The organism is Caballeronia sp. J97 (assembly GCF_905220305.1).
Taxonomy (GTDB): domain Bacteria; phylum Pseudomonadota; class Gammaproteobacteria; order Burkholderiales; family Burkholderiaceae; genus Caballeronia.
Genome location: NZ_CAJMZL010000025.1, coordinates 22,146 through 47,247 on the forward strand (window position 1 = coordinate 22,146; position 25,102 = coordinate 47,247).

Genomic DNA, 25,102 nt, shown 5'->3' on the forward strand with positions numbered 1-25,102 from the left:
ATTCACAAGTGAGAACGACGATGGCTTTGAACGACGAACACACCGCCGCGCCGGTCATCGCGCTGCATTGCTCGGGCGCGGGCGCGAACCAATGGCGCCAGCTCGGCGAAACGCTCGACGCGCTCAATGCCGGTACGGCGCGTTACACGCTGATCGCGCCCGAGCATTACGGCTGCGACAGCGTCGGTCCGTGGGGCGGCGAGCGGGCATTCACGCTCGCGGACGAAGCGGCTCGCACCGTCGAGATCATCGATCGTCAGCGCGGCAAGGTGCATCTCGTCGGACATTCGTACGGCGGTGGCGTCGCGTTGCGCGCGGCGCTGGAGCGGCCGCATGGCGTCGCCAGCATCACGCTCTACGAGCCTTCGGCGTTTCATCTGCTCAAAGGCATGGGCGCGCGCGGCGCGACCGAATTCGCGGAGATTCTCGCGATCGCGGCGCGCACGGCGGAGGGCGTCGTCGCGGGCGATCTGCGCGGCGCGGCGCGTTCGTTCGTCGACTACTGGGGCGGGCACGGCGCGTGGTCCGCACTGCGGCCGTCCGTGCAGGCGATGCTCACGCGCTGGGTGCCGAAAGCGCCGCTCGATTTTCGCGCGCTGATCCACGAGCCGACGCCGGCGAGCGCATATGCGAAGCTGCGCATCCCCACGCTCGTCATGCGTGGTGAACACGCGCCCGCGCCGACGCGGCTGATCGCCGAGACGCTGCCCGACCTGATGCCGGCGGCGAAGCTGATCGTCGTGCCGGATGCCGGACACATGGGGCCGCTGACGCATGCCGGCGCGGTGAATGCGGCGATCGCGGGGCATATCGCCGATGCGGCGCGCGCCGATCGCCTAGCCGAGTAGACCGTCGCGCGATGCCGCGCTTTCGCCCTGCCGCTCGATGAGCCGCGCGCGAAACCAGAACGTCCACGCGAGCAATCCGCCGTAGATCACGTAGCTCACGACTGGCGACACGACCAGATAGCGCTCGACGGGCCAGGTCCATGCGAACCAGAAGCGCAGCGCGGTTTCGACAGAGAGCCCGACGCCCCACACGAGCGTCATGAGCCGCAGCGACGCGCGCAGCGAAGCGCTGTCGCGCCAGTACGCCTCGAAACGCTCGGCGCCGTTTTCCTGCTCGCGCGTGACGGTGGCGCGCGCGAGATAGAAGATGAGCGGACGTTCGAAGAACAGCGAGATCAGAAAGACGATGCCGGTCGCGCCTGCCGCGAGCGATTCGCGCACGAGCAGGATGCGCGGGCTGCCGCCCATCGCGAGCATCACGATCGACAGCGCGATGCCGAACAGCACGAGCGCGGAAAGCGCATCGACGCGGCGCGAGCGAGCGAATTCGGCGATGCTCCACACGAGCGGCGGCGCGGCCGATGCGTAGAGCGCGCCGACATCGCCCCAGTGCGGCAGCGCAAGCCGATACGCGAGCCACGGGAGCAGCAGATTGGCGGCGAGTTCGAGCACGAGACCGGGTTTGATCTTTTTCATGGACTCAGGAATGTGCGCTGTGGGCGCTGGCCTTGAGCCAAGTATAAAAGATCGGACGTGCGCGAATGTACGGATGCGCGCGTGCGGGTTCCGCGGGGGCGGGCGTTGGCGCGTTCAGACCGCCGCCCGCACTGGGTCGACGCTACTTCCTCGGGGGTGCGCCCGCGGCGGCGGGAGTTCCGGGCGTCGCTCCGTTCGCGGTGTTGCCGGCATTGGGGTTGTAGGTTGAATTGGCGTTGTAGTTCGGCGTGGTCGACGTCGCGTTCGGCGTGTTCGGCGTCGCCGGTTTCAAGGGCTTGGGCTGCAGTGTCTGGTTGATGACGCCCATCTGCCCCATCTTTTTGGCGGCCTGGCTGTCCGCGCTGGCCGCCGTGGCGAAGCACAAGCCGGCAGCGCCGGCGATCAACGCAATTTGCACGGCGCGCCCCTGCGCGCGATTGCTTGTCCTCATGACGGCCTCCTTGGTTCGTGCCAGCCACGCGGATGCCCGGCCGGTCATCTCATTGTGTGCAAGGACGATACCTGCATGGAAGAGGGTTTTGCCTAGGTGCGCCCGAGCGCGGTCTGCGACGATCTAACGCAGTGTGACTTGATAATCGTCTAAGAAATGAGTTGCTCCGGTCGGTAATATGTACTTCGAACTACTGATTTCAACTAGTCGGAGGATCACCGCATGTTTCCCGAATATCGCGACCTCATCTCGCGCCTCAAGACCGAGGACGATCATTTTTCGCGGCTCTTCGAGCGTCACAACGAGCTGGATCACCAGATCCACAACATGGAGACCGGCGTGACGCCCGCAGACTCGTTCGTCATCGAATCGCTGAAAAAAGAAAAGCTGCTATTGAAAGACAAGCTGTACGCGGTCTTGAGAAAAGCGCACGAAGCGGCCTGACAAAGAGAAGACGCAAGGGCAGAGACGCCGGAGCAACAACAATGAGGAGCCGATGAAGTTGATATCGCCAGAAAAGGCAGCCGGATCGGACGACGGCGATGTCGTGGCGCGAGCGATGCCGGCCAGCATCGAACAAGAAGAAACGGGCCGCGCGATCGAAGCGGCGCATGGCCTGCTGACCAACAGCGTGGACGACATACTCGAGCGGTTCGAGTCTCGAGAAGGCGAACAAACGCTATCGCTCGTCGATACCGTGAGAACCTTGATCGGCGGGATGTCGCCGGACGAAATATCCACGCTGCGCGCTCATCTTTTCGATGGCGCAACCGTGCGGCGATCGGCCAGGGCATCGCCCGATCCTGACGATGAACTGTCGCCGTCGTGGCGCGAGGGCGGCTATCCGTACCGGAATCTGATGTCGCGGCGGGCGTACGAAAAGCAGAAGTATCGTCTGCAAGTGGAGTTGCTGAAGTTGCAGGCGTGGGTGCGGGACACCGGCCAACGCGTCGTGATTCTCTTCGAAGGGCGCGACGCGGCGGGCAAGGGCGGCGCCATCAAACGCTTCATGGAACATCTGAATCCGCGCGGCGCCCGCGTGGTTGCGCTGGAAAAGCCGTCCGAGCGCGAGCGCGGTCAATGGTATTTTCAGCGCTATGTCGAGCATCTGCCGACGGCGGGCGAGTTGGTGCTCTTCGACCGCTCGTGGTACAACCGCGCGGGCGTCGAGCGCGTGATGGGCTTCTGCTCGCCGCGCGAATACGACGACTTCATGCAGCAGGTGCCCGCGTTCGAGCGGCATCTTTCGCAAAGCGGCACGCACGTCATCAAGCTATGGTTCTCCGTGAGCCGCGCCGAGCAGCGCCGCCGCTTCAAGGAGCGTGAGATTCATCCGCTCAAGCAGTGGAAGCTGAGCCCCGTGGATCTCGCGTCGCTCGACAAGTGGGATGCCTACACCGACGCCAAGGAAGCGATGTTCGCGCACACCGACAGCGCCGACACGCCCTGGACCGTCGTGCGTTCCGATTGCAAGAAGCGCGCGCGCCTCAACGCGATGCGCTACGTGCTGCACAAGCTGCCATATGCGAATCGCGACCTGAAGGCGATCGGCGCGGTCGATCCGTTCATCGTCGGGCGGCCGTTCTAGCTCGCGTTAGCGTCGTCCATCAACGTTTGGGCGAGCAGGCGCGCGTGCGGGGTGAGTGCGTCGAAGTCACGGGCGCACAGATGCAGCCGGCGCGTCGCCCACGGCTCCGAGAGCGGCACGATGGCAAGCGTCGGCCGCTCCAGCATGCGCGCCGATGCCTCCGACAAAATCACGAGCCCGATGCCCGCCTCGACCAGCATGCCGACGTTGTCGATGCTGCGCATGCGGATGCGATAGCCGATCTGCCTGCCGAGCCGTGACGCGCGCTCGGCCAGATGCAGTTCGAGCGCGGCATCCGATAGTCCGACGAACGCCTCGCCGACAATCTCCGCGAACGCCACCGCGCGTTCCCCCGCGATCCGATGGGCGCGGTTCGCCACGACCACCAGTTGATCCTGCGTAAGCAGATGAGTCTCCAGCCGTCCGAGGTCGGCCGTATCTGAAACCACGCCGAGATCCGCGCGGCTTTCCGCGATCGCCTGCACGATTTCGACGCTCGGGCGCTCGTCGAGATCTATCGAAAGATCCGGATAGGCGGCGAGAAAACGCGAGAGCCGGGGCGGCAGGAAGGCCGCCAGCGCCGCCGTGTTCGACATCATCCGGATGCGGCCTTTGAGGCCGGTCGCGAACGCGCGCAGTTCGCCGCGCATCTGCTCGACCTGACCGAGAATCGCGCGCGCGTGGCGCACGAAGGCGTCGCCCGCGGCGGTCGCCTGCACGCCGCGCCGGTTGCGTTCGAGCAGCGGCGCGCCGAGCGCGGCCTCCATTCCTGCGATGCGCTCGCTCGCCGAAGCCAGCGCCAGGTGCATCGCCTGCGCGCCCGCCGTGATGCTGCCGCGCTCGATCACGGTCAGGAACAGCCGCATGTCGGTCAGATCGAAGCGCATGCCCGCATCCTTCGGAAAGACCGAAGCCTCACATTGGAAATGCCAGATTGTAAGCGGCTCACGGCGTCGTTAGCATCTGTCGCATGGAACCCTTTATTCTGGTTATCGGCGCCGGTTTTCTCGCGGGCGCGATGAACGCGCTGGCAGGCGGCGGCTCGTTCGTGAGCCTTCCGGCGATGATCGCCGCCGGCTTGCCACCGGTTCAGGCGAACGCTTCGAGCACGGTGGCGCTCTTCCCGGGCGGCGTGGTCAGCGCGTGGGCCTATCGCGACGGCCTCTCTCCCGTCGGGTCCGTGTCGATCCGCAAGATGCTCGTGACGACGCTCATCGGCGGGTTCGTCGGCGCGGCGCTTTTGTTGTCCACGTCGTCCAGGACATTTTCCTTCGTGCTGCCGTGGCTTCTGTTGTGCGCGAGCCTCACGCTGGCGTTCGGCCGCAAGCTCGGCGAGGCGTTGCGGCGGCGCTGGCATATCGGCGCCCCGGCGGTGCTGTCGATCCAGTTCGCGCTCGGCGTGTACGGCGGATATTTCGGCGGCGCGGTCGGCATCATGATGATGGCCGTCTGGGGCCTGCTCGATTCGCGCGACCTGAAAAGCCTGAACGCGCCGCGCACGCTGCTGGTGAGCGCGGCCAACTCGGTGGCGGTGCTGACCTTCGCGGCGGCGCAGGCCGTGCGCTGGCCGGAGACGATCGCGATGCTGCTCGCGGCGGTCGCCGGCGGTTACAGCGGCGCGCAGCTAGGCCGGCGCGCGCCGCCGCACTGGATCCGTGCGGGCACGCTGATCGTCAGCGCCGGCATCACGATCGCATTCTTCGTGAAAACCTACGGACCGATGTTGTCGCGTCGATGAGACCATCATGATTCCCGCCTTGCTCGAAACCATCGGCGCGCTTTCGCTGCTCGTGAGTGTCGCGGCGAAGATCGCGTTGCTGTACCGCCTGCGCGACGACGACATCGATGCGCCCGAGACGCCGAAGCCCGCGCCGGTCCGGCACGTCCGGGCCGTGTGTTTACGCGGCAACGAGCGGACCGAAGCCCATCACGAGCGCCACGCGCGCCCGCCGTTCAGTGCGCGTTGCGTTCGATTGGCGGCAGGCCGAGCGGCGTTCTCGCGGACTCGTAGGCCCGGATGAATCGCGGATCGTCGTCGAGCTCGCGCGCCATCCACTTCGACAGATCCTCGCCGCAGGCCGGATCGGCGATATCGCGGAAACACGGCGAATGCGCGGGCATCATGCTCGCGGCCCAGTAAAAGCCGAACAGCGCCTGCTTTTCGGCGGGCTCCATGGGGATCGCCTGGGGATCGGCGCCCGAGAACCAGCGGTCGAGCCTCGCGGAGAGGGACGCTTCGGTTTCGTGGCTATCGTAGGAAAAGACATAACCGCCGCCCGCTTGCGCCGTGCGGAAGTCGTTCATGACCACCTCGGCGACAAAGCGCGCCGCCTTTTGATTGGCCGCGAACGATTGCGCGTGCGTATCGCTGGTGAGGAACCAAAGGGAGACGAGCAATGCTCTCGTCTGGTGCCGAACGAGCGTGCGGTATTTTTTCCGATTACTTGCCGGCTTCACGTGAAACAGCGGAAATTATTTCGCGTCGATGCGAATTGCATGAGCTTGCGAAGAAGTTATCAATTCTACGGATTTATTTATATATCCGGCATGCTCGATTCAGCATGTTTGCACCCGCCAAAAGCCGTCCATCCGGTCAATGAATAATGCGTCGGTATTTATTTCGGGCACCCATGTCGGGCACCAATGCAAAACGGCCCGTACGGGCCGTTTCGTGCCTTGAGGCGACAGCGCTGAACTTACAGCGGCTGGATCGTCGAAGCTTGCTTGCCCTTCGGGCCTTGCTTGACTTCGAAGCTCACCTTTTGGTTCTCCTGGAGCGACTTGAAACCCTTGGACTGGATTTCGGAGAAATGTGCAAACAGATCTTCACCGCCGTCGTCCGGCGTGATGAAACCAAAACCCTTTGCATCGTTGAACCACTTCACAGTACCTGTTGCCATTTTTCCAAACCCTATTGAGACGAATTACGTTGGAGATGCGCTTCGAATGTCGAGCGGCAGTGAGTTTTACCACGCCAGAACGCCGAGTTCAAATAAGCGTTTCTGCTAAGAGACGGGACATAAACACGTCATACTCGCTCGGCGGTGCCGGTCTCGCTGAAATGTTTTTGTTCAGGCATTATTCGGCGCCCGCTTGCTTATCCTCGACTGTCCGGTCGGGCAAACGACAAAGGCACGATCATATGGCACATACCATCTCCAACCCCGCGCAACGCGTCGCACCCGTTTCTGTCCGGCTCGATGCGCCCGAGATCGCCGAGGCGCGCCGGCAGCTCGCAGCCTGCTTTCGGCTCGCGGCGCTGCACGGGTTCGAAGAGGGCGTCTGCAATCATTTTTCCGCGACGGTGCCGGGTCACGACGATCTGTTCCTGGTGAACCCGTACGGCTATGCATTCGGCGAGATCACAGCGTCGCGGCTGCTGATCTGCGATTTCGACGGGAACGTGATCGCTGGTGAGGGCGAGCCCGAAGCGACCGCATTCCATATTCACGCGCGCGTGCACAAGCTGATGCCGCGCGTGAAGGCGGCTTTCCACACGCATATGCCGAACGCGACCGCGCTGTGCCTGCTCGACGGGCCGCCGCTTCTGTGGCTCGGGCAGACCTCGTTGAAGTTCTATGGCCGCACGGCGGTCGACGAGAACTATAACGGCCTGGCGCTCGACAATGCCGAGGGCGACCGCATTGCCGGCGCGATGGGCGACGCCGATATCCTCTTCCTCAAGAATCACGGCGTGATGGTCGCAGGCGCGACCATCGCCGAGGCATGGGACGATCTCTACTATCTGGAGCGCGCGGCCGAAGTGCAATTGCGCGCGATGAGCGCGAACCGGCCGCTCAAGCCGGTGCCGCATGAGGTCGCGCAGCGCACATCCGAGCAGATGCGCGCGGGCGATGCCGAGAGCGCGCGGGCGCATCTCGCGAGCGGCATGCGGCAGTTGCGCGCGCGGGGCATCGACTTCGAGGCCTGACTACTTCTTCGCACCGAAGCGCCTGAACCACCCGCGTCTGCCCATGTCCGTCTGCTGCAGGAACACGGCGATCACGATGATCAAGCCCTTCAGCACGAGCTGCGTATTGCTGTCGATATCGTTGAGCAGCAGGATGTTGCTCAAGAAGCCGAAGATCAGCACGCCCGCAACCGTGCCCGACACGCGTCCGACGCCGCCCGAAAGACTCGTGCCGCCGATCACCACGGCGGCGATCGCATCCAGTTCCCAGCCCATGCCGGCATCCGCCTTGCCTTGCCGGTACTGCGCCGCGTAAAGCACGCCGACGAGCGCCGACAGCAGCCCCGAAATCGCATAAGCGGCCATCTTGTGGCGCGCGACATTGAGTCCCGACACGACCGCGCATTTCTCGTTGCCGCCGATCGCATACAGATACTTGCCGAACACGGTGCGATTCATCACGAAGCCGACGACCACCGCGATCACGAGAAAGAAGAGCGCGGGCACCGGCACGACATTGAACAGCAGCGCGCGCAATGCTTCGATATCGGTCGTCGCGTTGGTGCCGCTGTAGATCGAATAGACGGCCGTGTCCTGGCCGGCGATCAGGCGCGCGGCGCCGAGCACGCCGACCATCGCGGCGAGCGTCACGATGAAAGGCTGCATGCGTCCTCGCGTGATGATCCAGCCGTTCAGCGCGCCGAGCGTGAAGCCCGCGAGCGGCACGATCCACATCACCGCGAGCAAGGGCATGCGATGTCCGCCGTGCAGCGCGATATACGCGCACGCCGCCGCCGCGACGATCGACGCAATGCCCGCCTGCATCGCGACGGGCGCGCGTTCCGCGACGCGCACCGTCTGCGTATCGCGGGCGCGCAGGATGCCGCGCGCGACGCCGAGCGCGGCGAACACGATCGCGAAGACGGCGATCGCATCGAGCGCGAGCGACGCGTATGTCGCGCGATTCCAGCCGTCGGTGGTGAGCAGCATCGCGGTGAGCACGCCGCCGAGCCCCATGATCGCGCCGACCGACAGATCGATGCCGGCCGTGATGATCACGAGCGTCATGCCGATGGAAATCACGCCGACGTTCGCCACCTGACGAAACACGTCGGAGATATTCGCGCTCGACAGAAAGATGTTGCCGCCGTCGGCCGCGTGCGGCGACGTGAACGCGCCCACCACGAGCAGCACGATGAGCCCCAGGTAATACTTCAGATACGTGAGGAACGTGCTCAGGTGCCGCCGGCGGGCGTTGACCGCGGGCTCGGCGAGTTGGTCCTGCGCTTGCAGCATGGTGCGAGTCTCCGGTTCTTGCTTCAGGGCGACGCCATCTTGATGAGCACATCGCCCGAGAATTGCTCGCGCGCCAGCACGCCGCGCGCGTGTCCTTCGCACATGACGAGAATGCGGTCGGAGAGCAGCATCAGTTCGTCGATCTCCGAGCTCGCGACGATCACCGTTACGCCGCCGCGCGCCGCCGCGAGTATCTGTCGATAGATCTCGGCCTTCGCCGCGACATCGACGCCCCGCGTGGGTTCGTCGAGCAGGAGAATGCGCGGTCTCGTCATCAGCCATTTGCCGATGATGAGCTTCTGCTGATTGCCGCCCGACAAGGTGCTCGCGTCCTGGGCGAGACTGCGATGCTTCACGTTCGATGCGCGCGCCTGACCGTTCGCCCACGCATGCATGCGAGCGCGCCGATAGAACGGAAACCCCGGCGCGCGTGACAGCGACGGCAAGACCAGATTCGCTTCGAGCGATTGATCGAGCACGAGGCCGTCTTTCTTGCGGTCCTCGGTGACGAACGCGAGCCCGGCCGCGGCGGCGCGATCCGGCGCATCGATCGTGCGCGCATGACCCGCGATGCGTATCTCGCCTTCGCGCCGATACGGCGAGACACCGAAGATCGCCTCCAGTATTTCCGTCTTGCCCGCGCCGAGCAGTCCCGAGATGCCGAACACCTCGCCTTGCTGCACGGTGAACGACACATCCGATACGAGCGCGCGCGCCGGTCCCGACAACGTGAGCCCGCGCACGTCGACCGCGAGCGGCCGTTCCTGCGGCGCTTCCGCTTCCGTGCGCTCAGGCGGCGCGAAGTCCTTGCCGATCATCATCGAGACGAGCGCTTCCGACGATTCCACTTGCCGCATCTGCAGGGTCGCGATGCGTCTTCCGTCGCGCAACACGGTCACGCGATCGGCGACCGCGAACACTTCGCCCAGTCGATGGCTGATGAGCACGATGCCGATGCCGCGCGCGCGCAAGTCCTTCGTGAGCGCGAGCAGGGCCTGCGTTTCGGTGTCGGACAGCGCGGACGTCGGCTCGTCCATGATCAGCACGCGCGCATCCGCGAGCAATGCCTTCGCGATCTCGACGAGCTGCTTCTCGCCGACGCGCAGCGTGCCGACGAGCGTCTCCGGGGCCAGGCGAAAGCCCAGTTGCGCGAGCACGCTCGCCGCGGCGGCACGCATCGCGCGACGATCGGGAAAGCCCATGCGCGTGCGTATTTCCTTGCCGAGAAAGATGTTGTCGACGGCGGACAGCGTATCGACGAGATTCAGCTCCTGATGAATGATCGCGACGCCCGCGCGCGTCGCGTCATTCACGCTCGACATGCGCGTCGGCTCGCCGCGCACGCGAATGCTGCCCGCATCGGGCGCATAGAGGCCGCCGAGAATCTTCATCAGGCTCGACTTGCCCGCGCCGTTTTCGCCGACGAGCGCATGCACCTCGCCCGCGGCGACATCGAAATCGACGTCCGACAGCGCGGCGCTGCCGTTGAACGAGATCGACAGGCCCGCGGCTTCGATGAGCGGCGCGCTCACGCTTGCCATCGCTCAGTGGCTAGCGATGTACTGCTTCGCGTTGTCGGCGAAGATGCCTTGCGTCGGCAGCGTGACCTTCTTCGGCACCTTGTCGCCGTGCAACACCTTGAGCGACTGGCGGATGCCTTCCGCCCCCGGCGTCGGGTACATGAACGTGCCCGCGAGCAGGCCTTGATCGACCCAGGTCGCGCCTTCCTGCGGCAGGCCGTCGATACCCACGAACTTGATGCTCTTCTCGCGGCCCGCATCCTTCGCGGCGAGGTACGCGCCATAGGCCATCGGATCGTTGTGCGCATAGACCACGTCGATCTTCGGCTGCACTCGCAGCACGGTCTTCATGTAGTCGTAGGCCTTGTCCTGCTTCCAGTCGCAATCGACGCGCTCGCCCACGCGCTTGATGCCTTTCTCCTTGCCGAGGACCTTGTCCGCGCCGTCGTGGCGATCGTGCGCCGGCTGCGCGCCGAAGCCGCCCCAGATCTCGACGAGATTGCCTTGCGCCTTGCCCGGGCCGCCCATCAGCTTGACGATGAAGTTGCCCGCTTCCTGCCCGATCTGCACGTTATCCCCGCCGATGAACTGCGTGAACTGATCGCCGTTCACTTCGCGATCGAGCACGAACACGGGAATGCCTGCCTTGAAGGCCTTTTCGACGACGCCCGTGAGTCCCGCCGACTCCTTGGGCGAGATGAAGATCGCGTCCATCTTCTGCGCGATGAAGTTCTCCATGTCGGCGTTCTGCTTGTCGGTGCGGTCTCCTGCATCGGCAATGATCAACTCGACCTCGGGATGCTTCGCGGCTTCGGCCTTCATGTCCTTGTTGAACTGCACGCGCCACGGCTCGACGGTCGTGACCTGCGAGAACCCGAAGCGGTATTTCTTCTGCTGCGCGAACGCCGGTTGCGCGATGAGCGCGGAGAACGTGCCGACCGCGCCGGCCAGCGGCACGGCGATGAGACTCGCGGTGATGATGCGTCGTTTGCTGTCCATTCTCGTCTCTCCAGTTATGGTCGCCAGCTTCGGGTCTGGTTTCAAGGGGGTGTTGCTCTCGCTGGTTGCGGCCTTCGAAAAATAAAACGTTATAGCGCGCACGCTCAGCGATCCGCGAGCGCGGTTCGTTTGCGGGTGCGTGCGGCAGGGCTTTCCTTTTCGGCCGGCTTGATCGGCGGCGCGGTGCTCTCGCGCACGCGCAAATCAGCTTTCATGCGCAGATGCACCGGCTCCGCTGCTTCGCCTTGCAACTGCTTATGCAGCAGTTGCCAGATCGCGCGTCCCACGGCCTCCACGGGCTGATGAATCGAGCTGATGCGCGGATGCAGCACCGACATCCACGGCGCATCGTCGAAGGAGAGCAGCGAGATGTCGTCCGGCAGCCGCAATTCGGCGTCGCGTATCGCGCGCAATGCGCCGAGCGTCGCGACGTTCGCGCCCGTGAACAGCGCGGTAGGACGGTCGCGTTCCGACAGCAAGCCGAGCGTTGCCGCATGACTCTCGGTATCCGTCATCCCGCACACGACGACACGCGCATGACGCGCGAGACCCGCGCGCTTCATCGCATCGAGATAGCCGTCCGCGCGCTCGCGGCTGTTGACGAGATCGAGCGCGTTGACGATGAAGGTAATGCGCTTGTGCCCGAGCGCGATCAGATGATCGGTGCCGTCGCGCGCGGCGCGCCGGCTATCGGTGGTGACGGTATTCGCGGGAAAGCTGTTGTCGACGCGATCGGCCATCACGAGCGGCACATCGCATTCGCGCAGTTCTTCTATCGCGTGATCGTAGCCGTGACAGGGAATGATGATCATGCCGGCAACTTGCCGCGAGAGCACGAAGCGGATGCGTTCGGCTTCGCGCTCGGGATCCTCCTGTGCATGCGCGAGCAGCAGCCGATAACCGCTCGCGAGTGCGTGATCCTCGACCACGCACAACAACTCGATGAAGAACGAGTTCGTCAGATCGGGAACGACGAAGCCGATGGAAGTGGAGCGGTTGCTGCGCAACTCCGCCGCGAGGCTGTTGCGCCGATAGCCGAGCTGACGCGCCGCGTCCCGGACCTGCTGCCGCCGCGCAGGGCTCACGCCTTGCGCGCCCGCCATGACCTTCGACGCGGTGCCGAGCGAAACGCCCGCCGCGTTGGCAACGTCCTTCAACGTGCTGGCCGGTTTTTTTCTCGAGTCCAAGGCGCGATGTCATCGATATTCTGAAACGTTTCAAAATATTAGAAAGCGCGGCCGGGCGGAGCAAGTGAGTGTTTTTACCGAGCCGGATGCGTCGCGTTACATCGCGATGTCGTGCAAGTCCTTCACGATGGGCGGTCCGATCCTGAAGTCTGAGAAACGGACCGTGAGGCCGCCGCGCTCGGGTGTGCAGCACATCGGGCCGACGAGCCATCGCGCGTTCGCTTCGCTCGACTGAAACGGCGCGAGACGCATGAGCGTCCAGTTGCGTTCATCGGCGCTGCATTGCACCTTCAGGACGCCTTGCGCGATGGTCATGCGAAGCTGGAAGCGGTTGGCGTTGGCGCGCGCGCCGAGCGACCAGTCGGATGAGCCGTCGGTGAGAACGGTGCTGAACGTGAGCGCGCCGTCGTTGTATTCGGCGCCGCATTTGATCCAGCGTTGCGCGCTTTCGCGCACCATCAGGCCCGCCTGGTCGTAGAGCGCGGAGAAATCGCCGTCGACCGCGACCTCCGCGGTGAAGTCGCCATTCACGCTCGCCGCGAATACGTGGCCGTTGTCGCGCACGAACCCGTAGTGCGTGTTGCGCCAGAAATCGGTGTTGATGTCGGTGGCGACGAAGAGCGTGTCGCTCTCGATGCGCCATTGCGCGGGCTCGTTGATCCATCGGCATTGCTCGAACATGGCGTCTCCGTCGCGTGAGAATGGGCAGAGCCAGTATGTCATGGCGCGTTCGCCGACACGCCGGCCGTTCGTGGTGCAGTGCAGCGCGCCGATCGGTCGGACGTAACCGTTTTGCGTGGCGACTGCACTACCATGTACGGGCACTTACCGTCACTTTTCGAAAAGAGAGCACGATGGTCAAGCTGATGATGATCCTGCTGGGCGTGGACTATTTGCGCAACCGCTGGCGCAGCCTCACGGTGACGGGCTGGCTCTTGCTCGTTATCGGCATCGGCGTGTTCATCGACGCGCTCGACGGCGCGCTGGGCTTTCCGATCGCGTTCGTCGGCTGGCTGCTGCTGATCGAAGGCGCGCTCACGCTCGCGGTCTCATGGGCGGGCGTCGGCGGCCAGCGCAGATTGCGCTATGCGAAGGGCATCGCGTTCGTGCTCACGGCGACGCTGATATTCGAGGGCAATCATCATGGTCACTTCATCCTTTCGATATTGATCAGCCTCGCGTTTCTGTTCGACGGCCTGTTGCAGGCGACCTCGGCGCTCGTCGTGCGTTACCGGCGCTATCGTGTCGCGCTCGGCTTTGCGATCTTCGAAATCGTTCTGGGCGTCTTCATGATTCAGCCGTATCCGACGCATTACAAGGGCACGGTGCCGTATTGCATCGGCGCATTCTTCATCTTCGCGGGATGGAATCTGATCATGATCGCAACGCGCGTGCGCAAGCTGACGAGCAACCCGGCCGTATGGGGCGACGCGAGCGCGGAAGCGGCGAGCGTTGCGGGCGAGGGGCACGATCTCGCGCGCCCGCCATTGCAAGCCCGCGAATGGGATGGCCCGCCCGCAGCCGACGAAGCGGCGCTCACGGTGCACGTATGGACGCCGGTGGGATCGTCGAAGGCGGAGACGCAATGGCATCCGATCGTCGATCGTTATATCGCCGCAGTGGATCGCAACGGCGTGATTTCGACCGGGCACGCGGCGCTCGAATCGCCGGAAGGCGTCTACGTGAGTCTTTATCCGGCCGTCGAGATCGATCGCTCGCCCGACGACTTCGCGCGCCTCTTGCGCGCCACGCGCGAGAACGATGTGCCCGGCCTGTTTCAACCGAGCTATGCGATCGAATCGAACGCATGGTGCCCGTCGACGGTGCGGGTGCGCATCCGCAACTACGATCCGGTCCGGCTCGATCGTTTCTGGCGCGAGTATCGCGAGGACACGACATATAACCTCACGTATCGCAATTGTTCGAGCAGCGTTTCGCGCGCGCTCGACGCAGCACTCGAAGGCGCGGCGGGGCGCTTGTACGGGCCGCGCGCGGGCTGGGACGCGCTCTTCAGGATGATCGTGACGCCCGAACTGTGGATCGCGGCACAGGTGCGCAAGCGCGCGGTGACGATGGCCTGGACGCCCGGCCTCACGCTCGACTACGCACGCGCGCTCAGCATGGTCGCCGATCCGCGACCTTATGCATGGCTCAAGGTCGCGCGCATGGCGCTGGCGAAGATGCGTGCATCGCGGCGCGCATGGCGTGAGGAAGGGACGCTTGCACAGCGCGGCGGATCGAATGTCGATCCGCCCGCGCGCGTTTGATATGACGCTCGCCGCTACAGATCGAGGTCTTCGGCTTCCTTGCGCGCGCGGCGTTCTTCGTTCGCCCGGCGCGCGCGCAAGCGCTGACGCGACAACTGTGCGATGACTTCGCCCGTCGACGCGCCCGGCGGAATTTCATTGCGGATGACTTTGGGCACCATCGGCAATCCCATCCGCTGCCTGCGCAGCGCGCGGGCGATGGCGGTGCGGCATTCCTGACCGTGACAATCCCATTCGTCACGGATTCGCTCACAGTAGGGACATTTTTCCATTTCCAAAGTCTACCGCGAAATAACCACGGCTTTCCCACCTCACGCGTTCCAGAGGCCGCTTGCCGCGACTCGCGCCGCATAGTCTTCGAACGAACGGGCATCGCGATGCAAGGCGGCGCGCAGGCCGTCGGCAGGCCTTTCGTTGCGGCCATCGAGCACGGTGGTGAAGAGATACAGAATCAGCTCGGTCTCCGGCTTCGATACGCCGGCGTCGAGCAGCCCCGCGCGAAAGGCTTCCGGCGCAACAGGAACGAAGTGAAGATCACGCTTCGACGCCTTCGCGATGCATTCGAGCGCTTCGCCGAACGAGATTGCGCGAGGGCCGGTGAGTTCGTAGAGCCGGTTTTCGTGGCCCGGTTGCGTGAGCGCCGCGACGGCTGCATCGGCGATGTCTTCCGCATCGACGAACGGCTCCTTAATGTCGCCTGCAGGCAGCGCGAGCGTGCCTTCGCGGATCGGATCGAGCAGGAAGCTCTCGCTGAAGTTCTGCATGAACCAGCTGCAACGCAGAATGGTCCAGCGCGCGCCCGAGCGCTGCAGCGCATGTTCGGCGGCTTGCGCTTCTTCCTCGCCGCGTCCCGAAAGCAGCACGATCCGTTCGGCGCCGGCTGACAGCGCCGTGTCGAAGAATGCGCTGACCGTATCGAGCGCGCCGGGCACCGCGAGATCCGGTTGATACGTCACGTATGCGCGCTTCACGCCGTCGAGCGCCGCTCGCCACGTCGCGCGATCGTTCCAGTCGAAACGAGGCTGCGTGGATCGCGCGCATGCGCGGACCGAGAGTCCTTGTGCGCGCAGCCGCTCTGCCACACGTCGTCCTGTTTTGCCATTGGCGCCCAGAACGAGAATGGGCGCGCCGTCGAATTCCGAACGAGTCATGACCGTCTCCTGAGTTTAAATGTGAGAGTTGCTCACGTTTAAAACATGATAGATACTCACATTCGACTGTCAAGCACTTTTGAGCGCGCGTTCATGCCGCAAAGGAATCGCCATGCAAGAGAAACCGTCACGAGCACGGGCAGCGGAAGCAGGCGTCGCGCGCAGGCAGCCCGCGCAGCAACGCAGCCGCGAGCGTCTGGATCGCATTCTGGAGATCGCGCAACAACTGATCGCGGAGAAGGGCAGCGAGCACGTGAAGATGAGCGAGATCGCCGGGCTCGCGGAGATATCGATCGGTTCGCTGTATCAATACTTTCCGGACAAGCGCGCGATCGTGCGCACGCTCGCCGAGCTTTACGCGGCCGAGAGCCGTCGCTGCGTGCGCGAAGCCTTCGACGCCGTGCGCGACAAGGCGCAATTGTCGAGCGCGTTCGCCTCGCTGGTCGACCAGTACCATGCGATCGTGCTGGACAAGCCCGTGATGCGGGACATTTCGTCGGCGCTGCGCTCGGACAAGGAATTGATGCACATCGAGATCGCGGAGAGCCGCGCGTGCGGCGCTTTGCTCGCAGCGGCCATCCGGCGCGTGATGCCGCGCGCGGACAGCAAGCGTGTCAACGCGCTCGCGTTCCTGATCTGGCAGCTAGGCGAGGAGACGATGCGCCTCGCCGTCGCGCACAAGCGCGGCGAGGGCGCATTGCTCGTCGACGCCTACAAGCGAATGAGCTTGCGGGCCATCGAAGAGCTTTGAGAGCGGTGCGTGCTTATCCGCTCAGTTGATTCGACGTGCTCGGGCGGCGCGCCCGCTGATGATGATCGAGGCTGCGTCGCAATACTTTCTTCACGAGCCCTTTCAGGAAGTGGATCGAGCGGTCCGCGCGCACGTTCAGATCGAAAGGCGCGAGCTCGACGACTTCACGGCCGCTGCGCTCGGTGAGTTTCTCGCGCATCTTCCGATGATCGACGGCCATCGCCGTGAGCGTCTCGGAGGCCTGCTTGAAGGATGCGCGATCGACGCGCGCGCAAACGTGGCATGCCCGGTGAAAGAGCTTGTCGAACACCGTGAGCCAGAAATCGTCCATCTCGCCGCCGTCGCAATGCGCGAGCGCTTCCTGCCCGGTGACGCGCAGGTTGTGCATGTCGCGCAGCTTGGCGGTTTGCGTGATGCTGCCGAAGCGCCGGCGATAGCCGATCAGTGGCGTGGGGATGCGATAGATACTGCTCGCGCGAAGATAGGTCGAGGGCACGAGGGCCATGTCCTCGTAATTTCTTCCCACAGGAAACGGTGCTTCGTCGAACAGGTCGGTGCGGTAAACACGCGCCCACGCGAAGGTGTGAAACGTGTCGGCGAAGTGCTGCAGGGCCGCGCGGTTCATCGGATGGCCGCCGCTCGTCGTCTCGTCGGCGAGCTTGATTTCGTCGAGCTCGCGTCCGTCGTCGTCGATGATCTTGACGTTGTATTCGACCAGATCCCATTTGCGTTCGGCGAGGATGGGAATCATGGCTTCGCTGAAGCCCTTCAGATAGATATCGTCGCCATCCAGGAAGCCGACATACGGCGTGCGCACGGCGGCAAGGCCCGTATTGCGCGCGGCGCTCAAGCCGCCGTTTTCCTGGTGCAGCAATTCGATGTGCACGCCGCGATCGCGCTCGACGACTGCGCGTGCTGCCGCGTAGGTCTCGTCGGGAGAACCGTCATCGACCACGATGATCTTCATCGCGTCGATATGAGGTTGGGCGAGGAGAGATTCGAGTGCTTCCTCGATGTATCCCTCGATGTTATACGCCGCCACGACGATGCTGAGCAGCGGACTGGTGTCTCGCAAGGAGTCACTCTCAAACGGCATGGATGACGCTCTCCGTCGAATGATTGGGCTCTGTCTCTTCGCACGCATGATGCGAAGAGCCGTCGTCTGTGTCCCGCCGTCCCGCGCAACCGCGGCACGTGCAATCGCGCACGTGCCGCGTGAAACACGGCGCGGCGGGACATGCAGTTGGTCTGATGGATGCGGCCGGCTCGATCACCGTACGACACGGGAAAGGTCCGTTCGAAATGCCGATGCGGCGCAAGCGCTCAAAGATGGCCGCACGGGCTACCGATGAAAGAACCTGCGACGCTTTTTATTGTTGGAGCATGTCACATCATATGGCCGGCCCCGGATGCCCCGGCCTGATGTGCATGTCGATGGAACAAACGCTATAGAGCGGCTTCTGCCGGGAGGGTTCCCCCAGGCGGCTACATGTTAGCCCTTCAAAGCAACGAAGCAGTGACACCGCCACATGAAGCCCTTCGGGACATACTAGTAGAAAATCGGGCCACGCGAAGTCCGCATTTTGTCGAATCGCTTCCCTGCGTTACCGACACGCCGCCGCATTCGCGATGCCTTGTGCCTCGCAAACGTTATCGTCCAGACTCGTACCGTTGCGCTCCGTACGCTTCGCCACATGGGACGACCATCTCGAGCATCGAAGCGTGACAAACGGTTTCATGTGCAAGCAACTGTAGTCGGGCGCTGCATATTTTTCCTGTCGCCGCATGTTGCATCGGCGAACAGGAAAAAATTACACGCTAGCTTCAGATGTCATCGCACGTTCAGCGATGGTTATAAAGCGATTGCCCGAGCGCCTGCGGCGACGGTTGTGTCGTCCAGCCGCCTTGCACGGTGCCGTCGGTGCTGGCTCCGTATTCGCGGTCGTACACGCTGTCGGAATGGCGGGCATCGGCGTGTTGCGAACTGCCATCCTGCGTTGCGGCGTCGGCGGGCGTGGGCGATTGCGCGTAGGAAAGCATCGGCACCGTGACGGTGGCGGCGAGGAGCGCGGCGGCGAGTTTCTTCATGATCGTTCTCCTTGAATGAGTGGAACTCGACAAGGAGACTAGGCCCGAAGAATGAGTTGACGATGAGCGCGTCAGGCGTGCTCACACGTTTTCCGGGGTGTAGAGCTGCGCCGGCTGCGGATATTGACTCGCTTGCGCGGCTTCGCCCGGCAGCGCTTGCAACGCGCGCAGCATCGCCTGAATGGCCGTTTCCGCGATGCGTTGAAGCGGTGTGTCGATGACGAGATCGATGATGCCTTCGACGAGCGCTTCGTACCGGTCCGGCATCAGGTCGCTGCACACCGTCACGATGCGGCGTCCTTTGGCTTCTTCGCGCAGCGCGCGAATCACGCCGCCCACGCCGCCGCCGGGGATGTACAGACCGGCGAGATCGGCATGACGGGCGAGCATCGCGAGCGTTGCTTCATAGGCGAGTTGCTTGTCTTCGAGATTGATCTGCGTATCGAGCACGCGCAAACCGGGCGCATGCTCGCGCAAATACGAGCGAAAGCTGATCTCGCAGCTTTCCTGACCGAGATAGCGCGGCGTGCCGACGAACACCCCGACCGTACCCGCGTCGCGATGCGTGAGGCGGCTCACGGCCCACGCTGCGGTGCGTCCGCTCTTGCGCGGATCGACGCCGATATAGCCCGCGCGCAAGGGCGCGCTCAGATCCGATAACAGTGTGACAGTGGGCTTGCCCTGGCCGTGAAGCGTCTCGATGGCGGCCGTCACGTGAGGATGATCCACCGCGACCACGCCGAGCGCATCCGCTTGCTCCCCGAGCGAAAGCAGCGTGCGCGCGATGGAAGCCGGATCGAGTTCGTCCATGTATTCGATGACGGCGCTGCAATGTTCGGGCTCATGGCGTGTTGCCGCGTCCGACAGGATTCGCGCAAAGGTCTGATAGAACGGATCGGCGCGCTTCTGCAGACAAAAGCCCAGCGTATATCGCTCACGATGCTCGCCGCGTTGCGCCCGCAGACGATCGCGCATCAGTCCGGCGCCGTGATAGCCGATGCGCTCGGCCGCCTCGATGACGCGCAACGCCGTGCCCTCGCGCACGTTGATGCGTCCGTTGAACACCCTGTCGACAGTCGCGGGACTGACGCCGGCAGCTTCGGCCACTGATTGAAGAGTGGGACGCTTGCTCATCTCTGATGTAATTGATGTGTTTCAAACGGGCGCGATGATGCCTAAAGATAGCAAATGCACGCGCACCTTGCGCAGAGAATGGGCACGCTCCTATCATCGATCCAACAATAACGAATGATGTAATTCCAATCATCGGATGAGGTGACATGATGGAATCGGAGCAGTCCCGAGGCGCAGGCGCGCGGGATGGATATCGCGATTACCAGTTGATCGGCGGTGCGGGCGAGCGCGCGAAGGCCGCGGGTCTCGTCAACGCGGACTGGTACAAGTGCGCGGTGCCGCGGCCAGTCATGAAGAGTCTGATGCAGCGCGGCGATGCACGCGCCATTCGCGACACGTTGCTGTGGTATGCGGCGATCGTTGCGAGCGGCGTGCTTGCCTGGTTCGCGTGGCACGCGCACTCGCTATGGGCGATCCCCGCGTTTCTTCTCTATGGCACGCTCTATTGCAGCCCCGCGGATTCGCGCTGGCACGAAAGCGGTCATGGCACCGCTTTCAAGACGCCATGGATGAACAAGGCGCTCTATCAGCTTGCTTCGTTTCAGGTGTTTCGCCGTCCGACGATCTGGCGCTGGAGCCACGCGCGTCATCACACGGATACGCTCGTGGTCGGGCGCGATCGCGAGATTGCGGTGCCGCTTCCCACGGACTGGCTGAGCCTCGCGCTGAACGTGTTTGCGCTGAAGCACGCGGCGGGTGAAGTGCCGAAGATCATTTCATCCGCATTCGGCCATATCGGCGAGGAGGAAAAGACCTACGTTCCGGAATCGGAATGGCCGAAGGTGATTCTGGAAGCGCGCGTCACGCTCGCGATCCATGCAACGGTGATCGGCGCGTGCTTCGTGTTCCATTCGATTTTGCCGCTGCTTTATATCGGCTTGCCGAGCCTGTACGGCGCGTGGCTCTATCTCTTCTTCGGCCTCACTCAACATGCGGGCATGCCTGAGAACGTGCTCGATCATCGCAAGAACTGCCGCACCGTGATGATGAATCCCGTGTTCCGGTTTCTCTATCTGAACATGAACTATCACGTCGAACATCACATGTTTCCGATGGTGCCGTATCACGCGCTGCCGCGTCTGCACGAAGCGGTGAAGCACGACATGCCGCCGCCGTATGCGAGCACGATCGCGGCCTATGCGGAGATCCTTCCGGCGCTCGTGCGGCAAACGCGCGATCCGTCGTATCACGTCGAGCGGCCGGTGCCCGCCGCGACACAGGCATGACCAAGGAGACAACTTTCATGACGCAATGGATCGATGCAGCCGCATTCGACGATATCGAAGATGAAGACGTGATGCGCTTCGATCACGACGGTCGCACCTTCGCGATCTACCGCGTGAACGATGACGTGTACGCGAGCGACGGTCTATGCACGCACGAGCATGTCCATCTGAGTGACGGATTCGTCATGGATCACGTCATCGAATGTCCGAAGCACAACGGGCGCTTCGATATCCGCGACGGCCAGCCGCTATGCGCGCCCGTTTGCGAAAAGTTGCGCACGTACCCCGCTAAAGTGGAGGGCGGGCGCATCTTCATCGAAGTCTGACGCCCCGACACAGAGAAGCACGATGAGCCAGTTCGAAGGCAAGGTGGCGATCATCACCGGCGGCGCGCAAGGTCTCGGCGCGGCGGTGGCGGCGCTCTTCGCGGAGCGCGGCGCGCACGGCATCGTGATTTGCGCGCGCTCGAAGGACAAGGGAGAAAGGAAAGCGCGCGAGCTTGCCGAAGCGAGCGGAGCGCAAGTGCGCTTCGTCGCGGCCGATCTGTCGCGCGTGGAAGATTGCCGCGCGGTCATCGCGGCCGCGGACGAACAGTTCGGCCGCATCGACGTGCTGGTGAACGCCGCTGCGACGACCGAGCGCGGCACGATTCTCGACACCGATCCGGAACTCTTCGACCGCATGTTCGCGACGAACGTGCGCGCGCCGTTCTTCCTGATGCAGGACACCATCCGCATCATGAAGCGCGAACAGACGGAAGGCGCGATCGTCAACATCTGCTCGATGTCTGCGCTGGCGGGTCAGCCGTTCATCGCCGCGTATTGCGCGTCGAAGGGCGCGCTCGCGACGCTCACGCAGAATACGGCTTATGCGCTGCTTCGCAATCGCATTCGCGTGAACGGGCTGAATCTCGGCTGGATGGCGAGCGAAGGCGAAGACCGCATCCAGCGCACACATCATGGTGCGGACGACGGCTGGCTCGAACGCGCCGCGGCCGCGCAACCCTTCGGGCGATTGATCAACACGAACGAAGCGGCGCGTGCGGTCGCTTATCTTGCAAGCGCGGAGTCGGGCCTCATGAGCGGCTCGATGATCAACTTCGATCAATCGGTATGGGGCGCCTACGATGACGCGCCTCATCCGTCGGAGCCGCTCTGAACGATCGTCGCATCACACGCGGAACGTGCTGACGGCGCGCTCGAGGCGCTCTGCCTGATCGCGCAGTTCGGCGGTCGAGTGCTCCGCTTCACCGACGAGCGCCGCGTTCTTCGCGCAGGCGAGCACGGCAAATTTGGTCCCGACATTGGTCCGGACCTTAGCATTACGAAACATGGGGAATGACTGAACGATAAGAGTTGTAACGTCCCTTATCGGCAGACGTTTAACAAAACTTTAATCGTCGGCGGCCTGAGTGACGCGCTTTATCGGGGCTGCCTCATCGCGAGCGCGACGCCCGAGAGCGTAAGCGCCATCGCAATGGCTTCGCGTGCGCCGAGCGGCTCGCCCAGCGTGAGCGCGGCCGCGACGATGCCCATGATCGGCACGAGCAGCATGCCGATCGATGCGACATCGGCGGGCAGCCGGCGCAGCGTCGCGAACCACGCGAGATAGCAGACGGCCATCGGCACGAGGCTCATGTAGACGAGCACGGCCCAGCCGTCGGGGCCGAGCGCGGAAAAGACCGGATGCTCGATATAGAGCCCGAGCGCGATCATCGGCGCACAGCCGATGCCGACTTGCCACGCGACGAGCGTGATCGGCGGGATGGGCATCGGACCGTGCGTGATCACTGTGCCGAGCGCGAACAGCACCGCGGCCGAGAGCGCGAACGCGATGCCGGCGAGCTTGCCGCCGTCGAACGAAAGACCGTGCGCCCACAACAGCACGAGAACGCCCGCGAGACCCAGCGCGAGCGCGCAAAAGCCGGCGACGGAAGGCTTGCGCTTGGCGATCGGCCACGCGAGCAGCATCGCCCAGATCGGCATCGTGTAGACGAGCAGCGCGCCTTCGCTGACCGACAACCATTTCATCGAGAGCGTGGAAAAGCCCATCCACGCGAAGACATTGATCGCCGACGCGAGCAACAGCCTCGGGATCAGCGCGCGCGGCACGCGCGTGTTTTCCCCGACGCATTTCGCGACGATGCCGAGCAGCACGGCGGCCGCGACGCCGGCGACGCCGCGCGAAAAAAGCGGTGGCCACTCGCGCAGCAAAACTTTCATGGCGGGCCAGTTCAGTGCCCAGCCGGTGGCGGTGACGAGCAGACAGATGAATCCCGTCAGACGAGCAGGCATGGAAGTCGGATTGTGGTTGTCGTTCGTCGGGGTTCGATCATACAGGCGGCCAGCGCCGACCGAAGGCCATCGCCGGCATTTTGCATGCGGAATGCTTGATGCAATCGACCGTAAGAGCCGTAGACCGAAAGCTTCCAGAAAACGATTAACTTGCAGGTGGCATGGAGCGCGGCCCCATGAAACATCAAGCAGACGGCATTTCGCGCGTGATTAGGGCAAATACCAGGATAGCCAGTCGACGGCAAACCCACTATTCTTCGAAAAAACGTTTTCCAAACCCGGCCGGCTCGCGTTTTCACGTCGACGCACAGCCATCGCCCACGGCGCTCGTCGCCGTTCACGCAACAAAGAACGCGGCACGACGAGCGCCGCCGCGTCCGGAGACTTTCATGAACACTGTCGTTGCCGGCGTCGTGCGTACCGCCAGCCGCTATCGCTGGACCGTGTGCGCGCTGCTTTTCTTCGCCACGGTCATCAATTACATGGACCGGCAGATTCTCGGTCTGCTCGCCCCGATGCTGCAGCACGACATCGGCTGGACGCAGGTGCAGTACGGTCGCATCGTGATCGCGTTCTCGGCGTTCTACGCGATCGGTCTCCTTTGCTTCGGGCGCATCGTCGACTGGCTCGGCACGCGCATCTCCTACGCGCTCGCGATGTTCATCTGGAGTATCGCCGCGATGCTGCATGCGGCCGTCGGCTCGGTGATGGGCTTCGCGATGGTCCGCGCGCTGCTCGGCATCGGCGAGGGCGGCAACTTCCCGGCCGCCATCAAGACGACCGCCGAATGGTTCCCGCGCCGTGAGCGCGCGCTCGCGACCGGCATCTTCAACTCCGGCGCGAACATCGGCGCGGTGTTCGCACCGGCGCTCATTCCGGCGCTCGCGGTGGCCTTCGGCTGGCGCGCGGCATTCGTGATGGTCGGCGCGATCGGCCTCGTATGGCTCGTCGTGTGGTTCGTGATGTATCGCCAGCCGGACGGCCGCGCGCACGACGACGAAATCGCCGATGAAGGCGATGACACCAACGCCGCCGATGCAGCCAACGCCAAGGCACGCGCGCCGGGTTTCAAGGAACTCATCAGCAAGCGCGAGACGTGGGCGTTCATCGTCGGCAAGTTCCTGACCGACCCGGTGTGGTGGTTCTATCTGTTCTGGCTGCCGAAGTGGCTCAACGAATCGCGCGGCATGGACATGCAGCATATCGGCTTGCCGCTCGTCGTGATCTATGCGATCACCACCATCGGCAGCATCGGCGGCGGCTGGATTTCTTCCGCACTGCTGCGCGCGGGCTGGACCGTGAATGCGGCGCGCAAGACCGCCATGCTGATCTGCGCATGCGCCGTATTGCCGATCGCATTCGTATCCCAAGCCGAGAATCTGTGGGTCGCAGTGGGTATCGTGGGTCTCGCGGCGGCGGCGCACCAGGGCTGGTCGGCCAATCTCTTCACGACGGCATCGGACCTGTTCCCGCGTCGTGCGGTGGGCGCGGTGGTCGGCATCGGCGGCATGGCCGGTTCGATCGGCGGCGTGCTGTTCTCGGAAGTGATCGGCCAGGTGCTGCAACGCACGGGTCACTACTGGGTGCTGTTCGCGATCGGCGCATCGGCCTATCTCATCGCCTTCGCGATCATGCACATGCTCACGCCGAAGATGACGCCGGCGAAGCTCCAGGCGTAATCACGCATCGACGCGTGAACCGATTCATCATGCGCCGCGCCGCCAGCAATCGAAATGCGCAGGCGGCGCGGCGCGCG

28 protein-coding genes are annotated in these 25,102 nt (G+C 63.8%); 11 read left to right on the forward strand and 17 right to left on the reverse strand.

Annotated features, from left to right (window positions below):
- Positions 1-20 precede the first annotated feature (20 nt).
- Positions 21-848 (forward strand): alpha/beta fold hydrolase, encoded by an 828-nt coding sequence (locus U4Y90_RS26095; RefSeq protein WP_321798937.1) that lies wholly within the window; start codon positions 21-23, stop codon positions 846-848.
- Here the strand turns inward: U4Y90_RS26095 and U4Y90_RS26100 are convergent.
- A complete protein-coding gene (locus U4Y90_RS26100; protein WP_321798938.1) occupies positions 837-1,484 on the reverse strand; it encodes a VC0807 family protein in 648 nt (215 codons plus the stop codon). The genes U4Y90_RS26095 and U4Y90_RS26100 overlap by 12 nt on opposite strands.
- Positions 1,485-1,626: 142 nt before the next feature.
- Positions 1,627-1,935 (reverse strand): hypothetical protein, encoded by a 309-nt coding sequence (locus U4Y90_RS26105; protein WP_321798940.1) that lies wholly within the window; start codon positions 1,933-1,935, stop codon positions 1,627-1,629.
- A 222-nt stretch (positions 1,936-2,157) separates the two neighbouring features.
- Here U4Y90_RS26105 and U4Y90_RS26110 point away from each other — a divergent pair, with 222 nt between their 5' ends.
- Both U4Y90_RS26110 and ppk2 read left to right on the forward strand, forming a co-directional pair.
- Positions 2,158-2,379: a YdcH family protein gene (locus U4Y90_RS26110; RefSeq protein WP_321798941.1), complete on the forward strand. Its 222-nt coding sequence runs from the start codon at positions 2,158-2,160 to the stop codon at positions 2,377-2,379.
- Between the two features lie 52 nt (positions 2,380-2,431).
- Positions 2,432-3,523: a polyphosphate kinase 2 gene (gene ppk2 / locus U4Y90_RS26115; protein WP_321798943.1), complete on the forward strand. Its 1,092-nt coding sequence runs from the start codon at positions 2,432-2,434 to the stop codon at positions 3,521-3,523.
- Here the strand turns inward: ppk2 and U4Y90_RS26120 are convergent.
- On the reverse strand, positions 3,520-4,410 hold the full coding sequence (locus tag U4Y90_RS26120) for a LysR substrate-binding domain-containing protein (RefSeq protein ID WP_321798945.1): 891 nt from the start codon (positions 4,408-4,410) through the stop codon (positions 3,520-3,522). The two genes, ppk2 and U4Y90_RS26120, sit on opposite strands and share 4 nt — an antisense overlap.
- An 83-nt stretch (positions 4,411-4,493) precedes the next feature.
- Here U4Y90_RS26120 and U4Y90_RS26125 point away from each other — a divergent pair, with 83 nt between their 5' ends.
- Positions 4,494-5,261, forward strand: coding sequence for a sulfite exporter TauE/SafE family protein (locus U4Y90_RS26125; protein WP_321798946.1), 768 nt, complete (start codon positions 4,494-4,496; stop codon positions 5,259-5,261).
- Between the two features lie 215 nt (positions 5,262-5,476).
- Here U4Y90_RS26125 and U4Y90_RS26130 read toward each other — a convergent pair whose 3' ends face one another.
- Together U4Y90_RS26130 and U4Y90_RS26135 are read right to left on the reverse strand one after the other, a co-directional pair.
- Positions 5,477-5,920, reverse strand: a complete 444-nt coding sequence (locus U4Y90_RS26130) for a hypothetical protein (protein ID WP_321798947.1) — start codon at positions 5,918-5,920, stop codon at positions 5,477-5,479.
- Positions 5,921-6,219: 299 nt separating this feature from the next.
- Positions 6,220-6,423 (reverse strand): cold-shock protein, encoded by a 204-nt coding sequence (locus tag U4Y90_RS26135; RefSeq protein ID WP_008347993.1) that lies wholly within the window; start codon positions 6,421-6,423, stop codon positions 6,220-6,222.
- 242 nt (positions 6,424-6,665) lie between these two features.
- Between U4Y90_RS26135 and U4Y90_RS26140 the strand changes: the two genes are divergently transcribed.
- Positions 6,666-7,454 (forward strand): aldolase, encoded by a 789-nt coding sequence (locus tag U4Y90_RS26140; protein ID WP_321798958.1) that lies wholly within the window; start codon positions 6,666-6,668, stop codon positions 7,452-7,454.
- Here U4Y90_RS26140 and U4Y90_RS26145 read toward each other — a convergent pair whose 3' ends face one another.
- The 5 genes from U4Y90_RS26145 to U4Y90_RS26165 all read right to left on the reverse strand — a co-directional run bounded on the left by U4Y90_RS26145 (position 7,455) and on the right by U4Y90_RS26165 (position 13,116).
- Positions 7,455-8,729 carry an ABC transporter permease gene (locus U4Y90_RS26145; RefSeq protein WP_321798959.1) on the reverse strand — a complete coding sequence of 425 codons (1,275 nt, stop codon included), beginning with the start codon at positions 8,727-8,729 and terminating at the stop codon, positions 7,455-7,457.
- A 23-nt stretch (positions 8,730-8,752) separates the two neighbouring features.
- Entirely contained in the window at positions 8,753-10,270 is a 1,518-nt protein-coding gene (locus U4Y90_RS26150; RefSeq protein WP_321798961.1) for a sugar ABC transporter ATP-binding protein, read from the reverse strand.
- A 3-nt stretch (positions 10,271-10,273) separates the two neighbouring features.
- Complete coding sequence (locus U4Y90_RS26155) at positions 10,274-11,248, reverse strand: substrate-binding domain-containing protein (RefSeq protein ID WP_321798963.1); 975 nt, start codon at positions 11,246-11,248, stop codon at positions 10,274-10,276.
- Between the two features lie 104 nt (positions 11,249-11,352).
- Positions 11,353-12,435: a LacI family DNA-binding transcriptional regulator gene (locus U4Y90_RS26160; protein WP_321798964.1), complete on the reverse strand. Its 1,083-nt coding sequence runs from the start codon at positions 12,433-12,435 to the stop codon at positions 11,353-11,355.
- A gap of 96 nt (positions 12,436-12,531) precedes the next feature.
- Positions 12,532-13,116: a DUF1349 domain-containing protein gene (locus tag U4Y90_RS26165; RefSeq protein WP_321798966.1), complete on the reverse strand. Its 585-nt coding sequence runs from the start codon at positions 13,114-13,116 to the stop codon at positions 12,532-12,534.
- A 173-nt stretch (positions 13,117-13,289) separates the two neighbouring features.
- Here U4Y90_RS26165 and U4Y90_RS26170 point away from each other — a divergent pair, with 173 nt between their 5' ends.
- On the forward strand, positions 13,290-14,702 hold the full coding sequence (locus tag U4Y90_RS26170; protein WP_321798968.1) for a DUF308 domain-containing protein: 1,413 nt from the start codon (positions 13,290-13,292) through the stop codon (positions 14,700-14,702).
- 14 nt (positions 14,703-14,716) lie between these two features.
- Here the strand turns inward: U4Y90_RS26170 and U4Y90_RS26175 are convergent, their stop codons facing one another.
- Together U4Y90_RS26175 and U4Y90_RS26180 are read right to left on the reverse strand one after the other, a co-directional pair.
- Positions 14,717-14,974, reverse strand: a complete 258-nt coding sequence (locus tag U4Y90_RS26175) for a hypothetical protein (protein WP_033536198.1) — start codon at positions 14,972-14,974, stop codon at positions 14,717-14,719.
- A gap of 39 nt (positions 14,975-15,013) precedes the next feature.
- Complete coding sequence (locus U4Y90_RS26180) at positions 15,014-15,853, reverse strand: NAD(P)H-binding protein (RefSeq protein ID WP_321798970.1); 840 nt, start codon at positions 15,851-15,853, stop codon at positions 15,014-15,016.
- 112 nt (positions 15,854-15,965) lie between these two features.
- Between U4Y90_RS26180 and U4Y90_RS26185 the strand changes: the two genes are divergently transcribed.
- A complete protein-coding gene (locus U4Y90_RS26185) occupies positions 15,966-16,604 on the forward strand; it encodes a TetR/AcrR family transcriptional regulator (protein ID WP_321798972.1) in 639 nt (212 codons plus the stop codon).
- Positions 16,605-16,617: 13 nt separating this feature from the next.
- Here the strand turns inward: U4Y90_RS26185 and U4Y90_RS26190 are convergent, their stop codons facing one another.
- From U4Y90_RS26190 to U4Y90_RS26200, 3 genes are all read right to left on the reverse strand, one after another.
- Complete coding sequence (locus tag U4Y90_RS26190) at positions 16,618-17,679, reverse strand: glycosyltransferase family 2 protein (RefSeq protein ID WP_321798973.1); 1,062 nt, start codon at positions 17,677-17,679, stop codon at positions 16,618-16,620.
- Positions 17,680-18,446: 767 nt separating this feature from the next.
- Positions 18,447-18,692, reverse strand: coding sequence for a hypothetical protein (locus U4Y90_RS26195; RefSeq protein WP_321798974.1), 246 nt, complete (start codon positions 18,690-18,692; stop codon positions 18,447-18,449).
- 81 nt (positions 18,693-18,773) lie between these two features.
- Positions 18,774-19,826, reverse strand: coding sequence for a LacI family DNA-binding transcriptional regulator (locus U4Y90_RS26200; protein ID WP_321798976.1), 1,053 nt, complete (start codon positions 19,824-19,826; stop codon positions 18,774-18,776).
- 146 nt (positions 19,827-19,972) lie between these two features.
- Between U4Y90_RS26200 and U4Y90_RS26205 the strand changes: the two genes are divergently transcribed.
- The 3 genes from U4Y90_RS26205 to U4Y90_RS26215 are packed head-to-tail and all read left to right on the forward strand — an operon-like array spanning position 19,973 to position 22,210.
- Positions 19,973-21,052: a fatty acid desaturase family protein gene (locus U4Y90_RS26205; RefSeq protein ID WP_321798977.1), complete on the forward strand. Its 1,080-nt coding sequence runs from the start codon at positions 19,973-19,975 to the stop codon at positions 21,050-21,052.
- Between the two features lie 17 nt (positions 21,053-21,069).
- Positions 21,070-21,378, forward strand: a complete 309-nt coding sequence (locus U4Y90_RS26210) for a non-heme iron oxygenase ferredoxin subunit (protein WP_321798979.1) — start codon at positions 21,070-21,072, stop codon at positions 21,376-21,378.
- Positions 21,379-21,400: 22 nt separating this feature from the next.
- On the forward strand, positions 21,401-22,210 hold the full coding sequence (locus U4Y90_RS26215) for an SDR family oxidoreductase (RefSeq protein WP_321798981.1): 810 nt from the start codon (positions 21,401-21,403) through the stop codon (positions 22,208-22,210).
- Between the two features lie 12 nt (positions 22,211-22,222).
- Here the strand turns inward: U4Y90_RS26215 and U4Y90_RS26220 are convergent, their stop codons facing one another.
- The gene (locus U4Y90_RS26220) at positions 22,223-22,384 is read right to left on the reverse strand and encodes a hypothetical protein (protein ID WP_321798983.1); all 162 of its coding nucleotides are present in this window, start codon (positions 22,382-22,384) and stop codon (positions 22,223-22,225) included.
- A gap of 89 nt (positions 22,385-22,473) precedes the next feature.
- The gene (locus U4Y90_RS26225; RefSeq protein WP_321798985.1) at positions 22,474-23,346 is read right to left on the reverse strand and encodes a DMT family transporter; all 873 of its coding nucleotides are present in this window, start codon (positions 23,344-23,346) and stop codon (positions 22,474-22,476) included.
- A gap of 389 nt (positions 23,347-23,735) precedes the next feature.
- On the opposite strand from U4Y90_RS26225, the gene U4Y90_RS26230 reads away from it, so the two are divergent.
- Positions 23,736-25,025, forward strand: coding sequence for an MFS transporter (locus U4Y90_RS26230; RefSeq protein ID WP_321798987.1), 1,290 nt, complete (start codon positions 23,736-23,738; stop codon positions 25,023-25,025).
- The last annotated feature ends 77 nt before the right edge of the window (positions 25,026-25,102 follow it).